Source organism: Agreia sp. Leaf283 (assembly GCF_001422485.1).
Classification (GTDB): domain Bacteria; phylum Actinomycetota; class Actinomycetes; order Actinomycetales; family Microbacteriaceae; genus Agreia.
In genome coordinates, this window is sequence record NZ_LMNF01000001.1 from 1,223,639 (window position 1) to 1,245,301 (window position 21,663).

Consider the following 21,663-nt stretch of genomic DNA (forward strand, 5'->3'; position numbering starts at 1 on the left):
CATTCTCATGTAGGGTCGCTTCTCGTGTCCTGGTTCGTCGATCCCCTCTCCTCCGAGTTCATGCTGCGCGCCCTCGTCGGAGGCGTTCTGGTGGCCTCGATGAGCGCGATCGTCGGCACCTGGGTCGTCATTCGCGGCATGGCCTTCCTCGGCGAGGCGATGGCCCACGGCATGCTCCCGGGTGTCGCGATCGCAACGCTCGTCGGCCTGCCCGTGGTGCTCGGCGCGGCCGTGAGCGCACTGGTCATGAGCGCCGGCGTCGGCATCGTCTCGCGCCGGGGTCGGCTCTCGAACGACACCACCATCGGCCTGCTGTTCGTGGGCATGCTGGCACTCGGCGTGATCATCGTGTCGCGTTCCCGCTCGTTCGCCGTCGACCTCACGGCGATCCTGTTCGGCGACGTGCTCGCCATCGGCTGGAGCGACGTGCTGCTGCTCGCCGCCGCCCTCCTCGTGACCCTCGCGGTGGCGACCCTGTTCCATCGCCCTTTCGTGGCGTTGGCCTTCGACCCGCGGGTCGCCCGCACGCTCGGCATGCGACCCCGCCTCGCGCAGACCGTGCTCACCGGCCTCGTGACCCTCGCTGTCGTTGCCTCGTACAGCGCGGTCGGCACGCTGCTCGTCGTCGGGCTGCTGCTGGCCCCCGCGGTGGCCGCGGGCCAATGGATGCGCGGAATCCCCGCGACCATGACGCTCGCGGCGGCGATCGGCTCCCTCGCCGTGCTCGCCGGCCTGCTCGTCTCGTGGCACGCGTCCACGGCGGCCGGCGCATCCATCGCCCTCACCGCCATCGTTCTCGCCGCGCTCTCGGCCGGAGCCCGTGCTGTCGTCACCCGCCTCCCCTCCGTCTCGACCCAGAAAGGCCCGCGTGCCCACACCGCCTAGATTCCGCCGAGCACCTCTCGCTCCCGCCGCCGTTCTCCTGGCCGCCCTGGCCCTGCCGGCCTGCGCCACGGCATCCACCGGGGCCCCGGGCACGGAGGCCGACGAGTCCTCCGGCCGGCCCCACGGCTACGTCGAGGGAGCGTCCGAGATGCCCGAGGCGCAACTGCAGCTCACCACGATCGATCGCGACGGCTCCGCGACCCTGTTCGACCTTCTCGACGAGCAGAGCGCTCAACTCGCGACGCTCGACGTGGCCCCCTCGGCGGTCTCGACAGACGGACGATTCGTCTTCGCGTCGTCGGCCGAGGCGGGAACGCTCACGATCCTCGATTCGGGCGCTTGGACCGTCGACCACGAGGACCACGTGCACTACTACGCCGCAGAGCCTCGCGTCGTCGGCTCGATCGCCGAGCGGGGCGAGGCCGTCGTCGTCGGCGGGCCGTCGCTCACCGGAGTCTGGTTCGGCGACGCCGGGGTCGGCCTGCTGCTCGACACCGAGGCTCTGGGCCAGGGCGAGATCGTCGAGACGGCCCGCCTCGAGTCGCCGCCGCACAAGGGCGCGGTGGTGCCCTTCGGAGACGGCGCGCTCGCCACGGTCGCGGGCGCCGACGGCCGGGCCGCGGGCGTTCGGCTGATCGAGGGCGATGGCGACGCCGTCGCGGCTTCCGACGCCGCGTGCGCGGAGCTCGGCGGCTCGATCACCACCAACGTGGGCGTGGTCTTCGGATGCGCGGACGGCGCGCTGCTGGCAACGCGCGACGGCGACGGCGGCGTCGACTTCGAGAGCATCCCGTATCCGCAGGAGGTCTCCGCGGCCGACAGGGCATCCGGCTTCGACAACCGTCGCGGCCGGCCGGTCGTCGCCGCCGTTGCGGGTGGCAGAGGAGCCTGGCTGCTCGACACCCGCGCTCGCCAGTGGACCTTCCTGCCCACCGAGGCTCCGCTCGTTCACGTCACGGCGGCATCCGACACCGACGACAGCGTCGTCGCGCTGGCCGAGGACGGCCGCGTGCTGCTGCTCGACCCGATGACGGGGGCGACGCTCGCGGCCACCGAGCCTCTCGCCGCGTCGAGCCTCGCCGACCCGGCCCTCGCACCCGGCGTCACCCTGCAGCTCGACGCCGATCGCGTCTACCTCAACGCTCCCGCCGACGGGCTGGTCTACGAGATCGACTACCGAGACGGACTGCGCGTCGCCCGCACGCTCACCGTCGGGGCCGAACCCGCCTTCGTCGCGGAGACCGGGCGATGAGCGCGCGTCGATCCGTGCGGGCCGCCGTGGGCCTGGCCCTCTCGGTGACGTTCCTGGCATTGACGGGCTGCGCATCCGAGGGCGCCGACGGCGACGGCGCAGACCGGCCCCTCGTGGTCGTCTCGACGAACATCCTGGGCGATGTCGTCGGCGAGATCGTCGGCGACGAGGCCGAGGTCGTCGTGCTCATGCAGCGCGATGCAGACCCGCACTCGTTCCAGATCTCGGCCAGGGAGGCCGCGCGTATCCTCGACGCCGACCTCATCGTGTCGAACGGCCTCGGGCTCGAAGAGGGCCTGCAGCAGAACCTGGATGCGGCGACGACCGACGGGGTGCGATCGATCACGGCCGGCGAGCTGATCGACCCGCTCGAGTACTCCGCGGGCGACGCGGCGGGAGCGCCCGATCCGCACTTCTGGACCGACCCGGCGCGCATGATCGACGTCGTCGAGGGTGTCGCCCGGGAGCTCGAGGACACCGACGGCATCGATGGCGCGGCCATCGCCGACAATGCGGCCGCCTACCTCACGCAGCTCGAGGCGCTCGACGCGGAGATGACCGCGGCGTTCTCGGCCATCCCGGCCGAGCGGCGACAGCTGGTCACCAACCATCACGTGTTCGGCTACCTCGCGGCGCGATTCGACTTCACCGTGATCGGCGCCGTCATTCCGGGAGGAACGACCCTGGCGGCTCCCAGCGCATCCGACCTCGACGACCTGGTGTCGGCCATCGAAAAGGCTGGCGTGACGACGATCTTCGCCGACTCGTCGCAGCCCGACCGGCTCGTGCAGGTTCTCGCCGACGAGGCATCCATCGACGTCGATGTCGTCGCGCTGTTCACCGAATCGCTCGGCGAGCCCGGCGGGGGAGCCGGCACCTACCTGCAGATGATGCGCTCGAACACCGAGCTCATCGCCACCGGGCTGTCTCCGTGAGAGACGCCCACCCCACCACAGAAAAGGAAACAATGAAGAAACAGCTCCACTCCCGGCGGATCGCGCTCGTCGCCGTCACCGCGTCGGCCCTCCTGCTGACCGCGTGCGCGACCGATACCGCTCCCGCTCAGACCGCCGGCGCAGCCGCATCCGCAACAGACCCCGCCCCGCGGGTGTCGCTCACCTACGACGGCGGCCTCCTCGTGCTCGACGGCGCGACCCTCGAGCTCGAGGCGGACATCGCACTGCCGGGCTTCAACCGGATCAACGCGGCCGGCGACGGGCGTCACGTGCTCGTCTCGACCACCGACGGCTTCCAGGTGCTCGACACCGGAACCTGGACGGCCGACGGCGCGTCTCGGACGGCCGAGCCCGAACTGACCGACCTGGTCTTCGACGCGCCGACCCCGGGACACGTGGTGCGGCACGGCGACAAGACCATCCTCTTCGCCGACGGAACCGGCGACACCACGATCTTCGACACCGACGCGCTGCTGACGGCGGCGGATGACGGGCTCCCCGAGACCGAGGTCGTGTCGGCGCCCGCCGCGCACCACGGGGTGTCGATCGAACTCGAAGACGGAACGTTGTTGACGACCATCGGAACGTCGGAGGGGCGCAGCGGCGTGCGCGTGCTCGACGCCTCGCGCACCGAGATCGCCCGCAACGAGGAGTGCCCCTCGGTGCACGGCGAGGGCGCGGCGAAGAACGAGGTCGCGGTCTTCGGATGCTCCGACGGCGTGCTGGTCTACGACGACGGCGAGTTCACCAAGATCCAGGCTCCGGATGCCTACGGCCGCACGGGAAACCAGTACGTGACCGAGACCTCGTCGATCGCGGTCGGCGACTACAACTCCGATCCCGACCGTGAGGGCGTGCTGCTCGAGCAGTTGACCCTCGTCGACACGGTCGCCAAGACGATGAAGATCGTCACGCTGCCCGACGGAGCCGGCTACACCTGGCGCGACGTGGCCCGCGGGCCGAGCGACGAGGCGATCGTCCTGGGCTCCGACGGCGCGTTGCATGTACTCGATCCCGAGACCGGCGAGTTCGGTGCCAGCTACCCGGTGATCGGCGCGTGGGAGGGGCCAGCCGAGTGGCAGGACGCCCATCCGGCGCTCGTGGTTCTCGGAGGCATCGCTTACGTGACCGAGCCGGCGACCGACTCCCTCTTCGCCGTCGACGTGGCGACCGGCGAGGTCGTCACGAGTGCCGAGCTGCCGGCGACGCCGAACGAGATCGCGGTGGTCACCGGCTGAGTGCCGTGCGTGTTGCCGGTTCGGGTCGATCGAACCGGCAACACGCGTTGGTCACAACGCGCGAAGCGTCACCTCGCGGAGAGCACGCAGAACTCGTTGCCCTCCGGATCGGCGAGCACCACCCAGCTCTGTTCTCCCTGGCCGATGTCGACCCGGGTGGCGCCCATGGAAATGAGGCGATCCACCTCGGCCGCCTGGTCATCGGGAACGAAGTCGAGGTGCAGCCGGTTCTTCACGGTCTTGGCCTCGGGAACGGCCAGCACCAGGATCGTCGGATGGCTTCCGTCGGGGTTCTGGATCTCGATTCCGTCGTCGGCTTCGTCGATGATCTGCCAGCCCAGAGCGTCTGCCCACCAATGGCCCTGCGAAATCACGTCCTCGGAGTCGATGACGACCTGTTCCCATGCGAGTGTCATGATCCGACGATACGACGACGTGGTTCGTCATCGGTAGTCCCCGCAGACCGTGGAGGTCGCGCGGCTAGGCTGCGGTCATGACTGAGTTCGTGACATCGGCAGACGGAACGCGCATCGCCTACGACCGGCTGGGCAGCGGCGCGCACGCCATCGTGCTCGTGGGCAGCGCTATGAACTACAGGGCCTTCGACCCCACGACCGCGCACATCGCGACGCTGCTCGCCGATCAGGGGTTCTCCGTCATCAACTACGATCGTCGGGGCCGAGGTGAGAGTGGCGACACCCTTCCGTACGCGGTCGAGCGAGAGGTCGACGACATCGCAGCCCTGCTCGATGTGCTGGGCGGATCCGCGGCCCTGTACGGCAACTCCTCTGGCGGGGCGCTCGCGCTCTGGGCTGCGGCCACGCCCGGCGTCGGCGAACGCATCACGAAGCTCGCCCTGTTCGAGGTTCCGCTCACTCTCGAGGGTCAAGGCGACGACGGGCTCGAGCTGCGCACCATCACCGAGCTCGTCGAGTCCGGAGATCGGGGCGCCGTCGTCGAGTACTTCATGCGGAACATGCCGCCTCAGTGGCTCGAAGGGGCGAAGAACTCGCCGGCGTGGCCCGACATGCTCGTGATCGCGCACACTCTCGCCTACGACGTTGCCGTTCTCGACAAGGCCGACCGTGCCCCGTGGGCCGAGCAGTGGGCATCCGTCACGCAGCCCGTGATCGCCATGGTCGGCGCAGAGACCCAGCCCATCTTCCCTCCGGCCGCGGCCGCGCTGGCCGAGGCGCTGCCTGACGCGCGCAGCATCGAGATCGACGCGGCGAACCACAGCGTGCGTCCTGAGGTGATGGCCGCGATCCTGGGCGGCTTCATCAGCGGCCACGAAGAGTTGGCGACCTTCCCCGAATACCCCGACGAGCCGGAACAGCAGGTGTAGCGCAGCGCCGGCGGGTATCCGCGCCCCAGAGGTGCATCGGCTACCGGCCGTCCGGGCGCGGATGTACCGAACGGGCGCGGATGCGTCAGCGCTGACCGCGGAAGAGACGCAGCAGCACGATCACCGAGATCCCCGCGATCGCCAGCCCCGCGAGTCCGAGCAGGCCCAGATAGAAGGCTTCGAGCCAGAAGTAGTCCATCAGGTGTGCCCCTTTGCGTCGGCGTCTTTGCTTCTACGGCGAGAGTAGTTCGGGCACGAGCGCGGTTCGACCCGTTGACAAGTCGGCTCCCGGCGTCAGGGCGCTATCGACACGCCGCTGTAGTCGTGGTCGAAGACCAGGCTCGTGCGGGTCGATGCGACGGCCGGATGCGCCGAGAGGTTGTCGAGCACGAAATCGCGCACGGCGGCGCTGTCGCGCACGGCGACGTGGATGATGAAGTCCTCCGCGCCTCCGAGGAAGTACAGCTGCACCACCTCGGGGAACTGCCGGATCTCCTGTCCGAGCTCGACCATGAGGTTGCGCGCACCCGCCCTGATCGTGACGCTGATCAGCGCCTGCAGGCTCAGCCCGACGGATGACGGGTCGACGTTGGCCGTGAAGCCCGTGATCACCCCGCGGGTGACGAGGGACCTGACCCTGGCCACGCAGGTCGACGGCGCGATGCCGACGCGCTCGGCCAGCTGGTTGTTCGGTATGCGCGCGTTGGCCCGCAGGATGCGCAGGATCGACCGGTCGATCTCGTCGAGTTCGGCGGGTGCCTGAGAGGGGCGGCGATCGTTCGCCGCAGCGCTCGTTGGGTCGGTCATGACCGAACTATTTCACAGATTCTGGTCGGAGTATCGCTCATACTACGGTTTCCGTTTGCCAGAAACGAATTTTGGCAAGAATCGACCCAGAACTTTCGGCACCTCCAGGTGCCGCAGACGGACGGAGTCATCATGCACATCGGAGTGCCTAAAGAAGTCAAGAACAACGAGAACCGGGTAGCGGCGACGCCGGCCGGAGTCTTCGAACTGGTGCGCCGCGGCCACTCTGTCGTCGTCGAGCAAGACGCCGGAGTCGGCTCCCGCATCAGCGACGAGCAGTACATCGAGGCCGGGGCAACGATCGCCACGACAGCCGACGAGGTCTGGGCGAGCGCCGAGCTCGTGCTCAAGGTGAAGGAGCCCGTCGCCGAGGAGTTCCCGCGCATGCGTGCCGGCCAGACGCTCTTCACCTATCTGCATCTGGCCGCATCCAGAGCCTGTGCCGATGCGCTTCTTGCCGCCGGGACCACAGGCATCGCCTACGAGACCGTGCAGCTCGCCGACCGCTCGCTGCCCTTGTTGCAGCCCATGAGCGAGGTCGCGGGCCGGCTGTCGACCCAGGTCGGCGCCTTCCACCTGATGAGCGCGGCCGGCGGTCGCGGAATCCTGCTGGGCGGAGTCCCCGGAACGCCCAAGGCCAAGGTCGTGGTGATCGGCGGCGGCGTGGCCGGAGAGCACGCCGCCGCGAACGCGCTCGGCATGGGAGCGGACGTCACCATCATCGACCTCTCCCTTCCCCGCCTCCGCGAGCTCGAGATCCGCTTCGGCGGCGCGATCCAGACGCGCAGTTCGTCGGCCTATGAGATCGCCGCGCAGCTGAAGGAGGCCGACCTCGTGATCGGCTCCGTGCTCATTCCGGGAGCGCAGGCGCCCAAGCTCGTCACCGATGCGATGGTCGCCACGATGAAGCCGGGCAGTGTTCTCGTCGACATCGCGATCGATCAGGGCGGATGCTTCGAGGGCTCGCACCCCACCACCCACGACGACCCCGTGTTCGCGGTGCACGACACCGTCTATTACTGCGTGGCGAACATGCCCGGGGCCGTACCCGAGACATCCACCCGGGCTCTGACCAACGCGACGCTGCCGTATGTCGTGGCGCTCGCCGACAAGGGCTGGGCCCGCGCCCTGGCCGACGACCCGGCGCTCGCGAAGGGCCTGAACACGCACGACGGTCGCGTCTACAACGCGGGCGTCGCCACGGCTCTGGATGTCGTGGGTCACGACACCGCGGAACTCCTGGCCCGCACGGCCTAGGCCTTGTCGATCGGGCCCGGTCGGCCGGGCCCGATCGCCGGGCCCGTCGGCCGGGCTCAGTCGACCAGGCTCGTGGCGGGCACCCAGCCCTGCCGGCCGTCGAGCGATCGGCACCACAGCCATCCGCTCGCCCGGTCTTCGCGCACGACCTCGATCACGTCGCCCTCGCGGGTGGGCAGCTCGCTCGTGTCGTAAGGGGTGTTGACCACGGCGACAGGACGCGCGCGCGAGAGGTAGCGCAGGGGAACGCGGCCGCTGCCGGCATCGCCCGTGACGAAGACGAACGCGGGCCAGTCGGCGTCGCGCTCGCCCACGACGACCCTGTCTCCGATGTCGACGCGCATCGGGTGGGGCTGCGAAATCTCGTGCGACACGAGGGCGGTGGTGATGCGCATGGTCAATTCTGAGGAGGTCGCCGAGGCACGCGCAATGGGTCGCGGCGATCGATGTCGGCGGGCGGCTATAGCGTTGGCTCATGCGAATCCTGCACACGTCCGACTGGCACATCGGTCGAACGTTCCACGGTCACTCCACGCTCGCCAACCTCGGCACGGTGCTCGACGCGCTGGCCGACATCGTGCGCGCGAAGTCGGTCGACGTCGTCGTCGTGTCGGGCGACATCTTCGACTCGGCCACGCCCGCGCGCGAGGCCTTCGACGTGCTCAGCAGGGCCATCCGGCAGATCCGCGACGCGGGCGCATCCGTGGTCATCACCAGCGGCAACCACGATTCGGCCACGCGGCTCGGGTTCCAGAGCGAGTGGGCGGGGCTGGCGGGCATCCACGTCATCACCCGCCCCGAGCAGTTCGACGAGCCCGTCGTCATCGACGACGAATACGGGCCGGTGCTGTTCTACGGCATCCCCTACCTCGAGCCCGCGCTGGTCAGGCACCTCTTTCCCGAGGTCGAGATGAGGCGGCACTCCCAGGTTCTGGGCTACGCGATGCAGCGCATCCGCGACGACATCGCGCGGCGAGACGGCGCGAGGTCGGTGGTGCTGTCGCACGCCTTCGTCGTCAACGTCCCGGGTGCTGATGGTGGTGCGGGCGCTGATGGTGATGCGGCTGCCGACGCGTCCGCATCCGAGGCCAGCGACGTCGAGCGCGACATCACGGCCGGCGGCCTCGACCTGGTCTCCGTCGACGTCTTCGATGGCCCCGACTACGTGGCGCTCGGGCACATCCACGGCCGATCCACCCTCACCCCGGCCATCCGCTATTCGGGCGCGCCGCTGCACTACTCGTTCGGCGAGGCAGCCAAGCCCCGCGGCGCCTGGCTGGTCGACCTCGATGCGGCCGGTCTCGATACGGTCGAGTGGGTCGACCTTCCCGTGCCCCGGCCGCTCAGCATCCTCACCGGCGAGCTCCACGAGCTGCTCGCCGACCCCGCGCTGTCGACTGCCGAGGGCGATTTCGTCTCCGTCGTGCTCACCGACCAGGCGCGACCCATCGACGGCATGCGTCGCATCCAGTCGCGGTTTCCCTACGCCGTGGCCCTCACCCATCAGCCCACGATCGTGGCAGAGCATGCCGCGGCGAGCTACGCCGAACGACTGCACGCGCGATCCGACAACGAGGTGATCGCCGGGTTCCTCGAGTTCGTACGCAACGGGGTGGGTCCGAGCGACGACGAGGCCGAACTGATCGTCGAGATCATCGCCGAGCAGGCCGGCCGGGAGTCGACCGCGTGAGAATCAACCGCCTCACGATCGCCGGATTCGGCCCGTACAAGACGGCACAGCACATCGATTTCGACGCCTTCTCAGACGATGGCATCTTTCTGATCACCGGCAACACCGGCGCGGGCAAGTCGAGCATCCTCGATGCCATCTGCTTCGCGCTCTACGCGGGCGTGCCGCGCTACGAGGGCACGCAGCAGCAGTTGCGCAGCGACTACTGCGAACCGGGCGACCCCACCTACGTCGAACTCTGGTTCAGCACGGGCGGGCAGCAGTACAGGGTGCGGCGCTCGCCCGACTACGAGCGGCCGAAGAAGAACGGCGTGGGCACGACCAAGAGCCCGGCGGCCGCGCAGCTCTTCGTGCGGGTCGGCGAGGCCTCGGGGGCGTCGATGTCATCTGGCGCGTCTGGTGCGCCGGCCGAACTGTTGCCGCATGCCTCCGGCGACGAGGACGAGTGGCAGGGTGTGGCCGCGATTCCCCGAGAGGTGGGCATCGCCCTCGACGGCATCCTCGGGCTCAGCAAAGACCAGTTCCTGCAGGTCATCCTGCTGGCACAGAACCGCTTCCAGAAGTTCCTCCACGCCAAGAACGACGAACGCCAGTCCGTGCTGCAGAGCCTGTTCGGCACGCGCCGCTTCGCCGACATCGAGCGTGCCCTCGTCGAGAGGCGCAAGGCCCTCGAGGTGCGGCAGCGCGAATCCGCCGAGCGCATCGCCGAGCTCGGCAGCCAGGTGGCGGCGATCGTGGCGGTCGGTGCTGCGGAGGGTGGGGGCTCTGCCGAAGATCGCGACGCTGTTGAAGACGACGGCGTCGAGCCTGAGGCTCCCGGCGATTCCGGGGTGCTCGTCGAGCCTGAGGCTCCCGCGGTACCCGAATCCTCCGCCGCGGGGCGTCCCATCGACCGCGCCTACTTCGAGCACGCCCTCGCCGACCTCGACCGTCAACTCGATTCCGCCCGGCAGCACGTGGCTGTGGCCGACGAGCGGTTCAGCGCCGCCGAGGCGGAGCTGCGCGAGCGCGAGAACCTTCGTCGACTCCAGACTCGCCGCGATGAGGCGGCCGCTCAGCTGGCCGAGCTCGTTCGACTCGACGAGTCCGTCGACGACGACAGGCGCCGGCTCGAGGCGGCGACCCGAGCCGAGATCGTCTGGGCCCATGTGGGCGCTCAGGAGACCGCGGAGTCGGCACTCGATCGAGCTGCCCTCGCCGAGAGGGCCGCGCGGGTCGCCTACGCCGAGGCCACAACGCTGTCGGGTCTCGGAGAGGCGTCCTCCGCAGCGGGCGCGTCTGCGCAGCGCGCCGCAGAGTCCGACTCACCCCCCACACCCGACTCCCTCGCGGCCGACGCCGACGAGCTCTCTCGTCTTATGGGCGGGCTCGACGTGGTTCTCGCCGACGAGAAGCGCATTCCCCGCCTCACCGCTCGCGTCGCCGAATACGATGCCGCCGAAAAGGCGCAGCAGGCCGATGTCGACGAGGCCACTGAGCGCGCGAAGACACTTCCCGGCCTCATCGACGAGGTCGTCGAGCAGCGCAACGCCCGCCTCGTCGAGGCCTCCGGCCGCTCCGACGCCGAAGACCGCGTCACGCGCCTGGCCACGGCGCGCGAGTCGGCCGTGCTCGCCGCCGAGTTGAAACTCGACCTCGACGCCGCGCGCGTGGTCGAGAAGACCGCGAGCACGGCCAACAAGGCGGCCGGCGGCCGATACGACGACCTGCTCACCCGTCGACTCGACGGGCACGCGGCCGAGCTCGCGTCGAGACTCGTCGACGGCGAACCGTGCGCCGTCTGCGGAGCCACCGAGCACCCGAACCCCACCGCCTGGACCAGCGAGCTGGGCGAACCGATCACCGACGCCGAGATCGCTGAGCAGCGAACCCTGCTCGCGGCGGCAGGCGACGCCCTGGCCGAGGCGGGCGTCGCGGTTCAAGACCTGGCCGCCCGGCACGCGTCGGCGACCTCGGCGAGCGAAGGGCGGTCGCCCGCTGAGATCGACGCCGACCTCGAGTCGGCCAGGGCCACGCTGGCGTCGGCCGTCGATGCCGACGGTGCCGCGCAGGCCCTCGAGTCGCGAGTGACCGAACTGCGGGCAGAACTCGAGTCGATCACCGCCACCGTCGACGTGCTGACGTCGGCCCTGCAGACCACGCAGAACGCGCGGGCCTCGCTCGTCTCCCAGATCGAATCGATCACCGAGCTCGTCGAGCAGCACCGCGGCGACCACTCCTCGGTCGCCGAGAGGGTGCTCGACCTGCAGCACCTGCTCACGGTCACTCGCGAGTTCGAGGCGGCCCTGCTGGCGCACGCCGACAAGAGGCTCGCGCTCGAGCACGCCCGGCAGACGCTGCGCGAGCACCTCGACGAGCAGCTGTTCTCCGACTCGGACGAGGTCACAGAGGCCCGACTCACGGCTCCGCAGCGCGACGACCTCTCCGGCCGCATCAGCGCCCACGAGGTGGCCCGCGCCACGGCCGCGGCGATCCTCGCCGAACCCGAATTGCAGGAGCTGCCCGAGGCATCCATCGAGATCGAGCCGGCCGCCGAGGCACGCCGCGCGGCCGGTGCCGACCGCGACGAGGCCCGAGTCGCCGCGGGCTCCGTGGCAGATCGCCTCGGCCGACTCCGCAGTCTCGTGGGCGACGCGCTCGAGCGGCTCGACGCATCCGAGACCCTGCTCGCCGAATACGAGACCATGCGTTCGCTGGCGAACTCGGTCGAGGGCGCTGAGCCCAACACCATGCGCATGCGGCTCGAGTCGTATGTTCTCGCGGCCCAGCTCGAAGAGATCATCAGGGCGGCGAACGCACGGCTCGCGGTGATGACCGGTGGCCGCTACTCGCTCGAGCACGACGACTCGGTGCAGTACCGCAACACGAGGTCCGGACTCGGCATCGCGATCCTCGACCAGCACACCGGCAGGGCGCGAGCCACGCATTCGCTGTCGGGCGGCGAGACCTTCCTCGCGTCGCTCGCCCTCGCCCTCGGTCTCGCCGAGGTCGTGTCGAACCAGGCGGGTGGCATCACGCTCGACACGCTCTTCATCGACGAGGGCTTCGGTTCGCTCGACTCCGACACGCTGGCCATCGCCATGTCCACCCTCGACAGCCTGCGATCGGGAGGCCGAACGATCGGTCTGATCAGCCACGTCGAAGCGATGAAGGAGCAGATCCCGTCGAGGCTGCGCATCACGGTCGTGCCGCAGGGATACTCCGAGATCGACCAGAGAGCGTAGGGGCCGGGGCGGCGTGCATCTGCCAGCATGGACGTATGACCGATGCGAGCACCGCCCTCCGCTACACAGCCTTCTCCGACGCACCCGGCGGCGGCAACCCGGCGGGCATCGTGCTCGACGCCTCGACGCTCACCGACGCCGAGATGCAGGCCATCGCGGCCGAGATCGGGTTCGCCGAGACCGCATTCATCACCGAGAGCAGCATCGACGGCGACAGCCGTCACCTTCGTGTGCGCTACTTCTCACCGCTGGCCGAGGTTCCGTTCTGCGGCCACGCGACCGTCGCCACGGCGGTGGCGCTCGCCCTCCGAGGCGGCGAGGGGGTCTTCGTGTTCGAGACGCCGGTCGGTCCGGTGACGATCACGACCACGGCCGACGGTGACGCCATCACCGCGTCATTCACGAGCGTCGAGCCGTCGGTCGATCCTCTCGACGAGGGCGTGCTCGAGACTCTGCTCGGGCTTCTCTCGGTGTCGACCGACCGCCTCGACCCTGCCTTCCCTCCGCGTGTCTCGTTCGCCGGCAACAGGCATCCGGTCATCGTCTTCGCCGATCGCGACGACTTCGACTCCTTCACCTTCGACCCCGACGCGATGAGCGAGCTGATGGACGCGCAGGGGTGGACGGGCACCGTCACGACGATCTTCCCGACGGGCGCGGCCGAGTTCGACAGCCGCAACCTCTTTCCGGTGGGGGAGATCACGGAGGACCCCGCCACGGGTTCGGCGGCCGCCGCGTTCGGCGCCTACCTGCGGGCGCTCGGCCTCGTGGATGCCCCGGCCGACATCGAGATCACCCAGGGTTCGCATGTGGGCAGGCCCAGCAGGCTGCTGGTGCACATCCCGGCCGCGGGCGGCATCGTCGTGACGGGAACGGCGACGCCGATCGCCTGAGAGACCTCGCGCTACTCGTCGGCGAGCAGCGTCGCCGCGTCGGTCACGTTTCCGAAGATGAGTGCCGTGTCGGTGACGTCGGCCGGGTCGAGCGACGAGGCCTGCAGGGTGATCACGAAGCGTTCGCCGTCGGCGCGCTCGAGCAGCCAGCTGCCGGCCAGCACTCCGGGAGCGCTGCCGCCCTTGAACGCCACGTAGGGGAAGACCTCCTCGTCGAATTGCAGCCCCGGGTTCGCAGACAGGATGCCGCGTACCGGCTCGCCGGCGGGCGTCGCCGCCTTCTGCTGCAGGGCCAGGTGAGCCGCCACGAGGTCGGCCGGATTCGCGAACCAGTCGATGCCCTTCTGCCAGGCCGTCTTCGACAGGTCGAGCGATGCCGCGTCGAGGACTCCGCCGGGCATCCCCGCGAGAACGGCGAGGCGCTCGTCGACCGAGCTGTCCGCCCATGACGCCTGGGCGTCAGCGAAGTCGGCGCTCCAGCCGAGCTGGAAGAACTCCCTGGTCTTAGGGAAGGGCGTGTTCAGTGACGGGTCGTGGTGGCCCATGATCGTCAGCTGCGCCTCGACGGCCTCCCGCCCGACCCTGTCGATGAGCAGGTCGGTGGCGGTGTTGTCGCTGATCTGGATCATCTTCGTCGCCGCATCCCGAACCGTCACCAGCGTGCCGCTCGGCAGGTCCTGAAGCTCACCCGACGGAAGACTGCGGGTGTCGTCGGAGATGATCAGGGTGTCGTCCCACGACAGGGTGCCCGCGGCAACCGCGTCGGCCACGGCGCCCAGAATGTAGAGCTTGAACACCGAACCGAGCGGCTTGGTCGCATCGCCCGCGATGTCGACGATGCGCTCGCCCGAGCCGGCGGCAGCCGCACCGACGCGCGTCACGGTCATGCTCGTGTCGGCGTCGAGCGCACCCACGTTCTTCTCGAGCTCCTGCCACGAGGCGGCAGGGGTGCGATCGGCGGGAGGCTCCTGGAAGAGGAGCCCGTTGATGAGCTGCTGCTCGTCGACCGAGATCGACATCTGCAGTTCGGCCGCGTCGCTGTGCAGCAGAACCACGAGGCCGTTCGATTCCTCGCTCACCTCTGCGGCGATCCACGGCTTCGCATCGCCCATCTGGGCGAACACGGTGACCAGCTGGCCGGCGGGCACCTGCTCGAGCATCTCCGCCCCGACGTTCGCTTCGACCTCGGCCTCGGTCGTCTCGGCGTCGGAGTTGACGGCGTCGAGCACCCACTGCGCCTTCTCGCCGACGGGAGTGTCGGGCAGCGCGACCGCGGTGGGCGGGGCGGATGCCTCGGGGCTGCTCGTCGCGCAGGCCGACACGGCGAGGGCGACGGCGGCGGCGAGGGCGGCGAAGACCGAGCGGCGCCGGAGGCGGCGGGAGCGCTCCGCGGCCGGTGTTCTGAGCGGGGCGGAAGTGCGGTTCGTCGTCATGCCCTCAGTCTGGCCAGCGGCCGAGCGGCACACATCCCCCGCGAGAACGAGCTTCGTGCGGGGCCTCCGCCGAGAGGACTACCTGAGTTCGTCGAAGTACGAGATGTTCGCGTCGTTGCGCTCGCGGGCGGCCGCGGCGCGCTCCTCGCGCATGCGCTCCTGCTTCTCCTGCCGACGGGCCAGCTCCTCCTGGTCGACCTCGACGCGGCGCACGGTGACGCCGCCCTTGGTGGGCGGGCTGGTGCGCTTGGCCGCGGTGCTGCTGCGCGGTGTGCCGGATGCCGGCGCCTTACGTGGCGCCGCGGCCGGTCGGCCGGCGCCGGGGCTGGTGCCTGATCCGGCACAGCGGAAGCCGGTCTTGTCTTCGTGCTGAACAAGGGTCTGCGAGACGATGCCCACGGCGACGGTGCGCGAGCAGACGGGGCATTTGGATCCAGCGTTGGCCATGGGGTGTGTGGTCTCCTCGATTTTCAACCCATCGTGTGGGTTCGACCTTCTATTTTCGCACGGAACGACATCAAAGCTACGCCTCTGAAGCAACCCCCGCCACGGCTTCGTCGCCCCGGACGTAGGCTGATGCGATGACGCACGACGAGACTTCGCACGAGAGCTCAAGACCGAGCGACGAGACGCGCGACCGGCAAGCCGCCGCAGACTGGATCACCGAGCGCGCCGAGGGCGAGAACATCGCCACCGACATCGACGGAACGGTCACGGTCGACGAGGCCGAGACCCCGCCCGATCCGGATGCATACGGCCGCCCCGAGAGCGACACGCTCGCCGTCGAAGACCACGAGCCGGCGTCGCGCGAGTACCCGCGCCCCGACCACCACGGCGGTATCACCCAGGCTGACCGCCGGGGCTGACCGCCGGGGATGACCGGCCCATCCGGAGCCGTGTCAATGGCCCGCCGCCACACCGCGTTCTAGCAGGCGGCCGCACTACCGTTGTTCGCATGACGCGGCGCTCCAGCGAACCCATCTACTCCACTGCCATCGGCATCGGTCGAACCATGTTCGCCGGGCTGCGCACGACGCACTCGGCCACCGGCCTCGAGAACATCCCTTCCTCCGGCGGCGCCGTCTTCGCCATGACGCACTTCGGCTACCTCGAGTTCGCGCTCGTCGAGTGGCAGACGTGGCTGCACAACCGCCGCCGCATCCGCTTCATGGCCACCAAGCGGGCCTTCGACAAACCCGCGGTGGGGTGGCTACTGCGCGGAATGCATCACATCTCCGTCGACATGAAGGCGGGCGCCGCGGCCTTCGGCAACGCTGTCGCCGCCCTGAAGTCGGGCGAGCTCGTCGGGGTCTTTCCCGAGGCCGGTGTGAGTTCGTCGTTCACCGTTCGCGAGCTCAAGTCGGGTGCCGCGCGCCTGGCACGCGACGCGGGAGTGCCGATCATCCCCGTGGCCGTCTGGGGTGGGCAGCGGCTGCTCACGAAGAACCGGTCGATTCCGCTGAGGCAGCGATTCGGCGTTCCCGTGCACTTCGCCTTCGGCAGGCCGATCGTGGTCGGCGAGCAGGATGACATCACGCAGGTGACAGAGTCCTTGCGCGTCACGATGCAGACGATGGTCGACGAGCTCCAGGCGAGCTACCCCGTCGATGGAACGGGCCAGTGGTGGCAGCCGCGCTCGCTCGGGGGGACCGCCCCGACCGTGGCCGAGGCCGCCGAGGCAGACGCCGCGCGCGAGCGGCGCCGCGAGGCCGAGCGGGCTGCGAAGGGCTAGCGACGCTGCGTATTCAGGAGGAGCGCTTCGCCGAGGCCACTATCCACGCGGCTCACGTCTCCTCCCGAATTCGTTACACGCTGCCGAGCATACGCGCCGCGGTTCGCACGGCGTCGTCGGTGGTCGTCGCATGAACGGCGAAGCGGATGCGATCGGTCCCGTGCAGCGTGGCCGTCACGCCCGCGTCGGTGAGGGCCGCGTGCGCCCGCGCGGCGGTGCCGTCGGCGAAGCCCGCCACCACGATGCCGGCGCGCAGGCTGTGCTCGCGCGGCGACAGAACCGGAACGCCCGCGGCGTCGAGCTCCTCGATCAGCACATCGGCGGTGCCGGCGATGAGCTGCTCGACACGGGCGATGCCTACTGACGACACCAGTTCGAGCGCGCTGGCCAGCGAGCCCATGGCCATGGGCGACAGGTTGGTGATGGAGTGGCGCCGGGCATCCGGCAGGATCGCGTGCTCGAGCCCGTCGTAGAGTCCGGTGTTCTCGGCACCGGTCCAGCTGCCGAGAACCGGGCGGATCGCATCCAGGCCCCGCTCGCTGAACGCGACGAACCCGCCGCCCCAGCCGGCCCGCAGCCACTTCTGCCCGCCTACGGCGACGGCGTCGGCGATGGTCCAGTCGGCGTCGATCACGCCGAAGCCCTGAATGCCGTCGACGATCAGCAGGCGGTCGCCGATGACCTCGCGGATGCCGGCCAGATCGGCGCGGAACCCGGTGCGGAAGTCGACGGCGCTCACGGCGACCGCGTTGATCGACGGGATGAGCGCGTCGCGAACAAGCTCGGGCGTCACGCGGGTGGGGGCGGAGGGGCCTCCGCCCGGCAGCGTGCGCACGGTGAGCAGCCCCGCGTCCTCCGCCCGGCGCCACGCGTAGACGTTCGCGGGGAACTCGTCGGGGCTCACGAGAACCTCGCCGCTCACGCCGAAGGCGATCTGCATGAGCCCGAGCGAGGTGCTCGTGGTCAGCGCGATGCGCTCGGAGGGTGTTCCCGTGAGCGCCGAGACCGCCGCCCGCGCCCGCGCGTCTTCGGAGTGCAGCGTTGCGGAGGCGCTCAAGCCCCCGGCCATCGCGAGGTTCTGCAGTCGCTCGGTGGTCGCTGCCACCTGACGCGACGGCGGCCCGTAGCTGGCGTGGTTGAGGTAGAGGTGGTCTTCGGCGAAGCTCTCGAGGTACTCGACCTCGTTCAGCGCCGCGCTCATGCCGTGACCCGCGCGATCGTGACCCGGGTCACGTAGGGCATGGGGTAGCTCGTGCGGCCGGCGAGATCCGGATGCTCGTCGAGCAGCTCCCCGAGGCGGGCGAGCATCGCGTCGCGCTCGGCGTCGGCCATCGTGATCACGTAGCTTCGCGAGGTGACCATGGCGAAGAACTGCTCCCGGGTCACCTCGTTCACCCAGCGGAACTCGCGGTAGGCCTGTCGTTCGAGCGGCGCACCGACGGGCGGGGTCACGCTGTCGTACTTCTCGGCCTCGGACGCCCCCATCACCTCGCCGAGTCGGGCGACCCAGTCGACGTCGGCGTCGCGGATGTTCCACACGAGAGCGAGGGCGCCTCCCGGCTCGAGCACGCGGGCGACCTCGCGCGACGTGGCGTCGACGTCGACCCAGTGCCAGGCCTGGGCCACGGTGATGAGCGCGGCGCTCGCGTCGTCGAGCGGAAGGTGCTCGCCGCTGCCCTCGAGCGCGGTGACCGTCGGCAGGTTCGCGGAGAGCCGCTCACGCATCAGAGCGTCGGGCTCGACCGCCACCACCCGCAGGCCGCGGCCGACGAGCGCCGCCGTGAACTTGCCGGTTCCCGCGCCGAGGTCGACCAGCGCAGAGTCGGCCGGATGCGCCTGGTCCGCCGGCTGGGCCGGCCCGGCCTGTTCGAGGATCCAGTCGACGGCCTCGGCCGGGTAGCTCGGACGGCCCCGGTCGTAGTCGCCGACGTTGCGGCCGAAGGACAGGGCATGGTCGGTGGAGCGGGGCATGCTGTCGATTCTAGGTTCGACCACCGGGGCGAGCAGTACTCTTTAAGTCTCATGGAACTCCGCCAACTCGAGCATTTCGTCGCCGTCGCCGAGCACCAGCATTTCACCCGTGCCGCCGAGTCCCTGCAGATCTCGCAGTCGGGGCTGTCCGCGTCGATCCGGGCCCTCGAGACCGAGCTCGGCACCACGCTGTTCACCCGCAGCACCCGGCGCGTGCAGCTGACTCCCGCGGGAACCGCGATGCTGGAGGAATCCCAGCGGGCCGTCGCCAGCGCATCCGCCGCCCGCGACGCCGTGCTCGCCGTGCGGGGCGTTCTGCGCGGGGCCCTGCGCATCGGAACCGAGCAGTGTCTCGGGGGAGTGCACCTGCCTCGGGAGCTCGCCGACTTCCGGCGCTCGCACCCGGCCGTGTCGGTGCGGCTCGGATTCGCCGGATCGACGCAGCTGATCGACCAGGTCGCCGGCGGGCTGCTCGACCTCGCGCTGGTCGCCGACTGCGGTGTCGTTCCGGCGACGGTCGAGCTGCTTCCTATCGCGTCGGAGGGCTTCGTGGTGCTGTGCCACCCGGATCACCCGCTCGCCGGTCGGGGCCGGGTCGAGATCGGCGACCTCGCAGACGAGACGTTCGTCGGATTCGCAGACGGGTGGGCGGCCCGGGTGCTCGCCGACCGCGCGTTCGCCGACGAGGGGCTGACGCACTCGGTCGAGCTCGAGGTCGGAGACGTGGGGTCGTTGCTCGATCTTGTGGGCTACGGGCTCGGCGTGGCCGTGGTTCCCGCTCACTTCGCGTTCAAGAGGCCGGAACTGCTGAGCGCCGTTCCCGTGACGCACGAGGCGCTGGTCTGGACGACCGCGATAGCCGTTCCGCGCCAGGCCGCACCGGCCGCCGCCGCCCTCGTGGGGCGCCTGCGGCAGCCGGCGCTGAAGCCCGCCGCGTAGCGCTACGCGTCGAGGGCCGCGAACTCCTCGGCGGTCAGCTCGAAGTCGGCCGCGAGGGCCGAGTTCGTGATCGACTCGGGGCGGGATGCACCCGGAATCGGGATGACCTGCGGCGACTTCGCGAGCTCCCAGGCGAGGCAGACGATCTGCGGCGTCACTCCGCGGTCGCGGGCGATGCGACCGAAGGCCTCGTAGCTCTCGCCCAGCGACGCGGCATTCGTGATGCCGCCGAGAGGGCTCCAGGGAAGGAACGCGATGCGCAGCTCGTCGGCGAGAACGAGCTCCTTCTCGCTCGACCGGAACTTCGGCGAGAACTGGTTCTGCACCGACACGAGGCGACCGCCCAGGATCTCGTTCGCCTGACGGATCTGATCGGGGTCGGCGTTCGAGATGCCGGCCATGCGGATCGTGCCCGCATCCAGAAGCTCGCGCAGCGCGCCGATCGAGTCTGCGTACGGAACCGACGGGTCCGGCCGGTGGTACTGGTAGAGGCCGATCGCGTCGACGCCCAGGCGCTTGGCCGAGGCCTCGGCGGCCTGCTTGAGGTAGTCCGGATGCCCGTTCTGCGCCCACGGTCCGGACGCGGGCCGCAGGTGGCCGCCCTTGGTCGCGACCAGAACGCCGGACGTGTCGCCGCCGTAGCTCTTCAGCGCCCTGGCGATGAGCAGTTCGTTGTGGCCGACCTCGTCTTCGGCGGCGAGGTGATAGGCGTCCGCCGTGTCGATGAAGGTGACATCCGCGTCGAGGGCGGCGTGGATGGTGGAGATGGAGCGCTCCTCGTCAGGGCGTCCTTCGATCGACATGGGCATGCCGCCCAGTCCGATGGCGCTGACGGAGATGTCGCCGATGGTGCGTTGCTTCATGGGGTTCCTTTCAGATGGTGAGAGTGCGCGGGGTGAGCATGCTGCCCTTCGACAGGCTCAGGGAACGGCGCACTACCAGGCGTAGTCCTCGGGGGAGGTCTTGTGGCCGGGGAAGATCTCGTCGAGCCGACCCAGGGCATCCTCGTCGAGGGTGATGTCGACCGATGCGATGGCCGTGTCGAGCTGATTCATCGTGCGCGGCCCGGTGATCGGAGCCGTCACCGCGGGCTGGTGCAGCAGCCAGGCGAGGGCCAGCTCGGCGGGCGAGTGCCCGAGCTCGGCGGCGAACGCCTCGTACTTCTCGAGCTGCGGGCGCAGCTTCTCGAGTTCGTCGTCGGAACGCGAGCGGCGACGCGACCCGTCGGCCTCTTTGTCGAGCACGCCGGCGAGCAGCCCGCCCTGCAGTGGCGACCAGGGGATGACGCCGAGTCCGTAGGCCTGGGCCGCCGGAAGCACCTCGCGCTCGACGTCGCGCACGATGAGGTTGTAGATCGACTGCTCGCTCACGAGGCCGGTGAAGTGGCGTGCCTTGGCGGCCTCCTGGGCCTGGGCGATGTGCCAGCCGGCGAAGTTGCTGCTGCCGGCGTAGAGGATCTTGCCCTGCTGCACGGCGACCTCGATCGCCTGCCAGATCTCCTCCCATGGCGTCGCGCGGTCGACGTGGTGGAACTGGTACAGGTCGATGTAGTCGGTCTGCAGCCGGGTGAGGCTCGCGTCGAGCGCGCGCCGGATGTTGAGCGCCGAGAGCTTGCCGTCGTTGGGGTAGGCGCTCATGTCGCCGTAGAGCTTCGTCGCGAGCACGGTCTTCTCGCGGCGTCCGCCGCCCTGTGCGAAGAAGCGGCCCACGATCTCCTCCGTCGCGCCGCGGCCGAGGTCCTGGCCGTAGACGTTGGCCGTGTCGAAGAAGTTGACGCCCTGCGCGTGCGCGGCATCCATGATCGCGTGCGAATCGGGCTCGCTGGTCTGCGGGCCGAAATTCATCGTGCCGAGCACGACGCGCGAGACGCGAAGGCCCGTTCGTCCGAGGTGTGTGTATTCCATGGCTCCAGCCTGCGCGCCGTCGCCCCGGCCTGTCCAACAGGGAACCCCGATCGTATTGACGCCTCGCCCTTCTCAATCGTGCAGGCTCTCCATCGCACGGCCTTGGGGGGTAACGCTGTCAGGGGTTGAGGCAGTGC

General features: G+C 69.8%; 21 protein-coding genes. 12 read left to right on the plus strand and 9 right to left on the minus strand.

Annotation, left to right across the window (positions count from 1 at the left end; genetic code table 11):
• The first annotated feature begins 24 nt into the window (after positions 1 to 24).
• The 4 genes from aztB to aztD are packed head-to-tail and all read left to right on the plus strand — an operon-like array spanning position 25 to position 4,331.
• Positions 25 to 885, plus strand: a complete 861-nt coding sequence (gene aztB / locus ASF51_RS05530) for a zinc ABC transporter permease AztB (protein ID WP_055926271.1) — start codon at positions 25 to 27, stop codon at positions 883 to 885.
• Positions 869 to 2,137, plus strand: coding sequence for a hypothetical protein (locus ASF51_RS05535; protein ID WP_055926274.1), 1,269 nt, complete (start codon positions 869 to 871; stop codon positions 2,135 to 2,137). The genes aztB and ASF51_RS05535 overlap by 17 nt, the downstream gene beginning before the upstream one ends.
• Positions 2,134 to 3,072: a zinc ABC transporter substrate-binding protein AztC gene (aztC, locus tag ASF51_RS05540; RefSeq protein WP_157412019.1), complete on the plus strand. Its 939-nt coding sequence runs from the start codon at positions 2,134 to 2,136 to the stop codon at positions 3,070 to 3,072. Before ASF51_RS05535 ends, aztC begins: the two co-directional genes overlap by 4 nt.
• 32 nt (positions 3,073 to 3,104) lie before the next feature.
• Entirely contained in the window at positions 3,105 to 4,331 is a 1,227-nt protein-coding gene (aztD, locus tag ASF51_RS05545; RefSeq protein WP_055926276.1) for a zinc metallochaperone AztD, read from the plus strand.
• Between the two features lie 68 nt (positions 4,332 to 4,399).
• Here the strand turns inward: aztD and ASF51_RS05550 are convergent, their stop codons facing one another.
• On the minus strand, positions 4,400 to 4,747 hold the full coding sequence (locus ASF51_RS05550; protein ID WP_055926279.1) for a VOC family protein: 348 nt from the start codon (positions 4,745 to 4,747) through the stop codon (positions 4,400 to 4,402).
• A gap of 77 nt (positions 4,748 to 4,824) precedes the next feature.
• On the opposite strand from ASF51_RS05550, the gene ASF51_RS05555 reads away from it, so the two are divergent.
• Positions 4,825 to 5,676, plus strand: coding sequence for an alpha/beta fold hydrolase (locus ASF51_RS05555; protein WP_055926281.1), 852 nt, complete (start codon positions 4,825 to 4,827; stop codon positions 5,674 to 5,676).
• Positions 5,677 to 5,970: 294 nt separating this feature from the next.
• Here the strand turns inward: ASF51_RS05555 and ASF51_RS05560 are convergent, their stop codons facing one another.
• Positions 5,971 to 6,483, minus strand: a complete 513-nt coding sequence (locus tag ASF51_RS05560) for an Lrp/AsnC family transcriptional regulator (RefSeq protein WP_055926284.1) — start codon at positions 6,481 to 6,483, stop codon at positions 5,971 to 5,973.
• A 132-nt stretch (positions 6,484 to 6,615) separates the two neighbouring features.
• Here ASF51_RS05560 and ald point away from each other — a divergent pair, with 132 nt between their 5' ends.
• Complete coding sequence (gene ald / locus ASF51_RS05565; RefSeq protein WP_055927971.1) at positions 6,616 to 7,740, plus strand: alanine dehydrogenase; 1,125 nt, start codon at positions 6,616 to 6,618, stop codon at positions 7,738 to 7,740.
• Between the two features lie 56 nt (positions 7,741 to 7,796).
• Here the strand turns inward: ald and ASF51_RS05570 are convergent, their stop codons facing one another.
• Positions 7,797 to 8,135: an SH3 domain-containing protein gene (locus ASF51_RS05570; protein ID WP_055926287.1), complete on the minus strand. Its 339-nt coding sequence runs from the start codon at positions 8,133 to 8,135 to the stop codon at positions 7,797 to 7,799.
• An 80-nt stretch (positions 8,136 to 8,215) separates the two neighbouring features.
• On the opposite strand from ASF51_RS05570, the gene ASF51_RS05575 reads away from it, so the two are divergent.
• The 3 genes from ASF51_RS05575 to ASF51_RS05585 are packed head-to-tail and all read left to right on the plus strand — an operon-like array spanning position 8,216 to position 13,547.
• Entirely contained in the window at positions 8,216 to 9,430 is a 1,215-nt protein-coding gene (locus tag ASF51_RS05575; protein WP_055926290.1) for an exonuclease SbcCD subunit D, read from the plus strand.
• Positions 9,427 to 12,654, plus strand: coding sequence for an AAA family ATPase (locus ASF51_RS05580; protein ID WP_055926293.1), 3,228 nt, complete (start codon positions 9,427 to 9,429; stop codon positions 12,652 to 12,654). Before ASF51_RS05575 ends, ASF51_RS05580 begins: the two co-directional genes overlap by 4 nt.
• A 35-nt stretch (positions 12,655 to 12,689) precedes the next feature.
• Complete coding sequence (locus tag ASF51_RS05585; RefSeq protein ID WP_055926296.1) at positions 12,690 to 13,547, plus strand: PhzF family phenazine biosynthesis protein; 858 nt, start codon at positions 12,690 to 12,692, stop codon at positions 13,545 to 13,547.
• 11 nt (positions 13,548 to 13,558) lie between these two features.
• On the opposite strand, the gene ASF51_RS05590 is transcribed toward ASF51_RS05585, so the two are convergent.
• Positions 13,559 to 14,980 (minus strand): serine hydrolase, encoded by a 1,422-nt coding sequence (locus ASF51_RS05590; RefSeq protein ID WP_055926298.1) that lies wholly within the window; start codon positions 14,978 to 14,980, stop codon positions 13,559 to 13,561.
• A 78-nt stretch (positions 14,981 to 15,058) separates the two neighbouring features.
• Entirely contained in the window at positions 15,059 to 15,427 is a 369-nt protein-coding gene (locus ASF51_RS05595) for a hypothetical protein (protein WP_055926302.1), read from the minus strand.
• Between the two features lie 134 nt (positions 15,428 to 15,561).
• Here ASF51_RS05595 and ASF51_RS05600 point away from each other — a divergent pair, with 134 nt between their 5' ends.
• Entirely contained in the window at positions 15,562 to 15,846 is a 285-nt protein-coding gene (locus ASF51_RS05600; RefSeq protein WP_055926305.1) for a hypothetical protein, read from the plus strand.
• A gap of 89 nt (positions 15,847 to 15,935) precedes the next feature.
• On the plus strand, positions 15,936 to 16,712 hold the full coding sequence (locus tag ASF51_RS05605; protein ID WP_055926308.1) for a 1-acyl-sn-glycerol-3-phosphate acyltransferase: 777 nt from the start codon (positions 15,936 to 15,938) through the stop codon (positions 16,710 to 16,712).
• Positions 16,713 to 16,785: 73 nt separating this feature from the next.
• Here the strand turns inward: ASF51_RS05605 and ASF51_RS05610 are convergent, their stop codons facing one another.
• Positions 16,786 to 17,913, minus strand: a complete 1,128-nt coding sequence (locus tag ASF51_RS05610) for an aminotransferase class V-fold PLP-dependent enzyme (protein ID WP_055926311.1) — start codon at positions 17,911 to 17,913, stop codon at positions 16,786 to 16,788.
• Positions 17,910 to 18,683 carry a class I SAM-dependent methyltransferase gene (locus ASF51_RS05615; protein ID WP_055926314.1) on the minus strand — a complete coding sequence of 258 codons (774 nt, stop codon included), beginning with the start codon at positions 18,681 to 18,683 and terminating at the stop codon, positions 17,910 to 17,912. The genes ASF51_RS05610 and ASF51_RS05615 overlap by 4 nt, the downstream gene beginning before the upstream one ends.
• Positions 18,684 to 18,734: 51 nt before the next feature.
• Between ASF51_RS05615 and ASF51_RS05620 the strand changes: the two genes are divergently transcribed.
• Positions 18,735 to 19,622, plus strand: coding sequence for a LysR family transcriptional regulator (locus tag ASF51_RS05620; protein ID WP_055926317.1), 888 nt, complete (start codon positions 18,735 to 18,737; stop codon positions 19,620 to 19,622).
• Positions 19,623 to 19,624: 2 nt separating this feature from the next.
• Here ASF51_RS05620 and ASF51_RS05625 read toward each other — a convergent pair whose 3' ends face one another.
• Complete coding sequence (locus ASF51_RS05625; RefSeq protein ID WP_055926320.1) at positions 19,625 to 20,485, minus strand: aldo/keto reductase; 861 nt, start codon at positions 20,483 to 20,485, stop codon at positions 19,625 to 19,627.
• Between the two features lie 72 nt (positions 20,486 to 20,557).
• A complete protein-coding gene (locus ASF51_RS05630) occupies positions 20,558 to 21,526 on the minus strand; it encodes an aldo/keto reductase (protein WP_055926323.1) in 969 nt (322 codons plus the stop codon).
• Positions 21,527 to 21,663 lie beyond the last annotated feature (137 nt).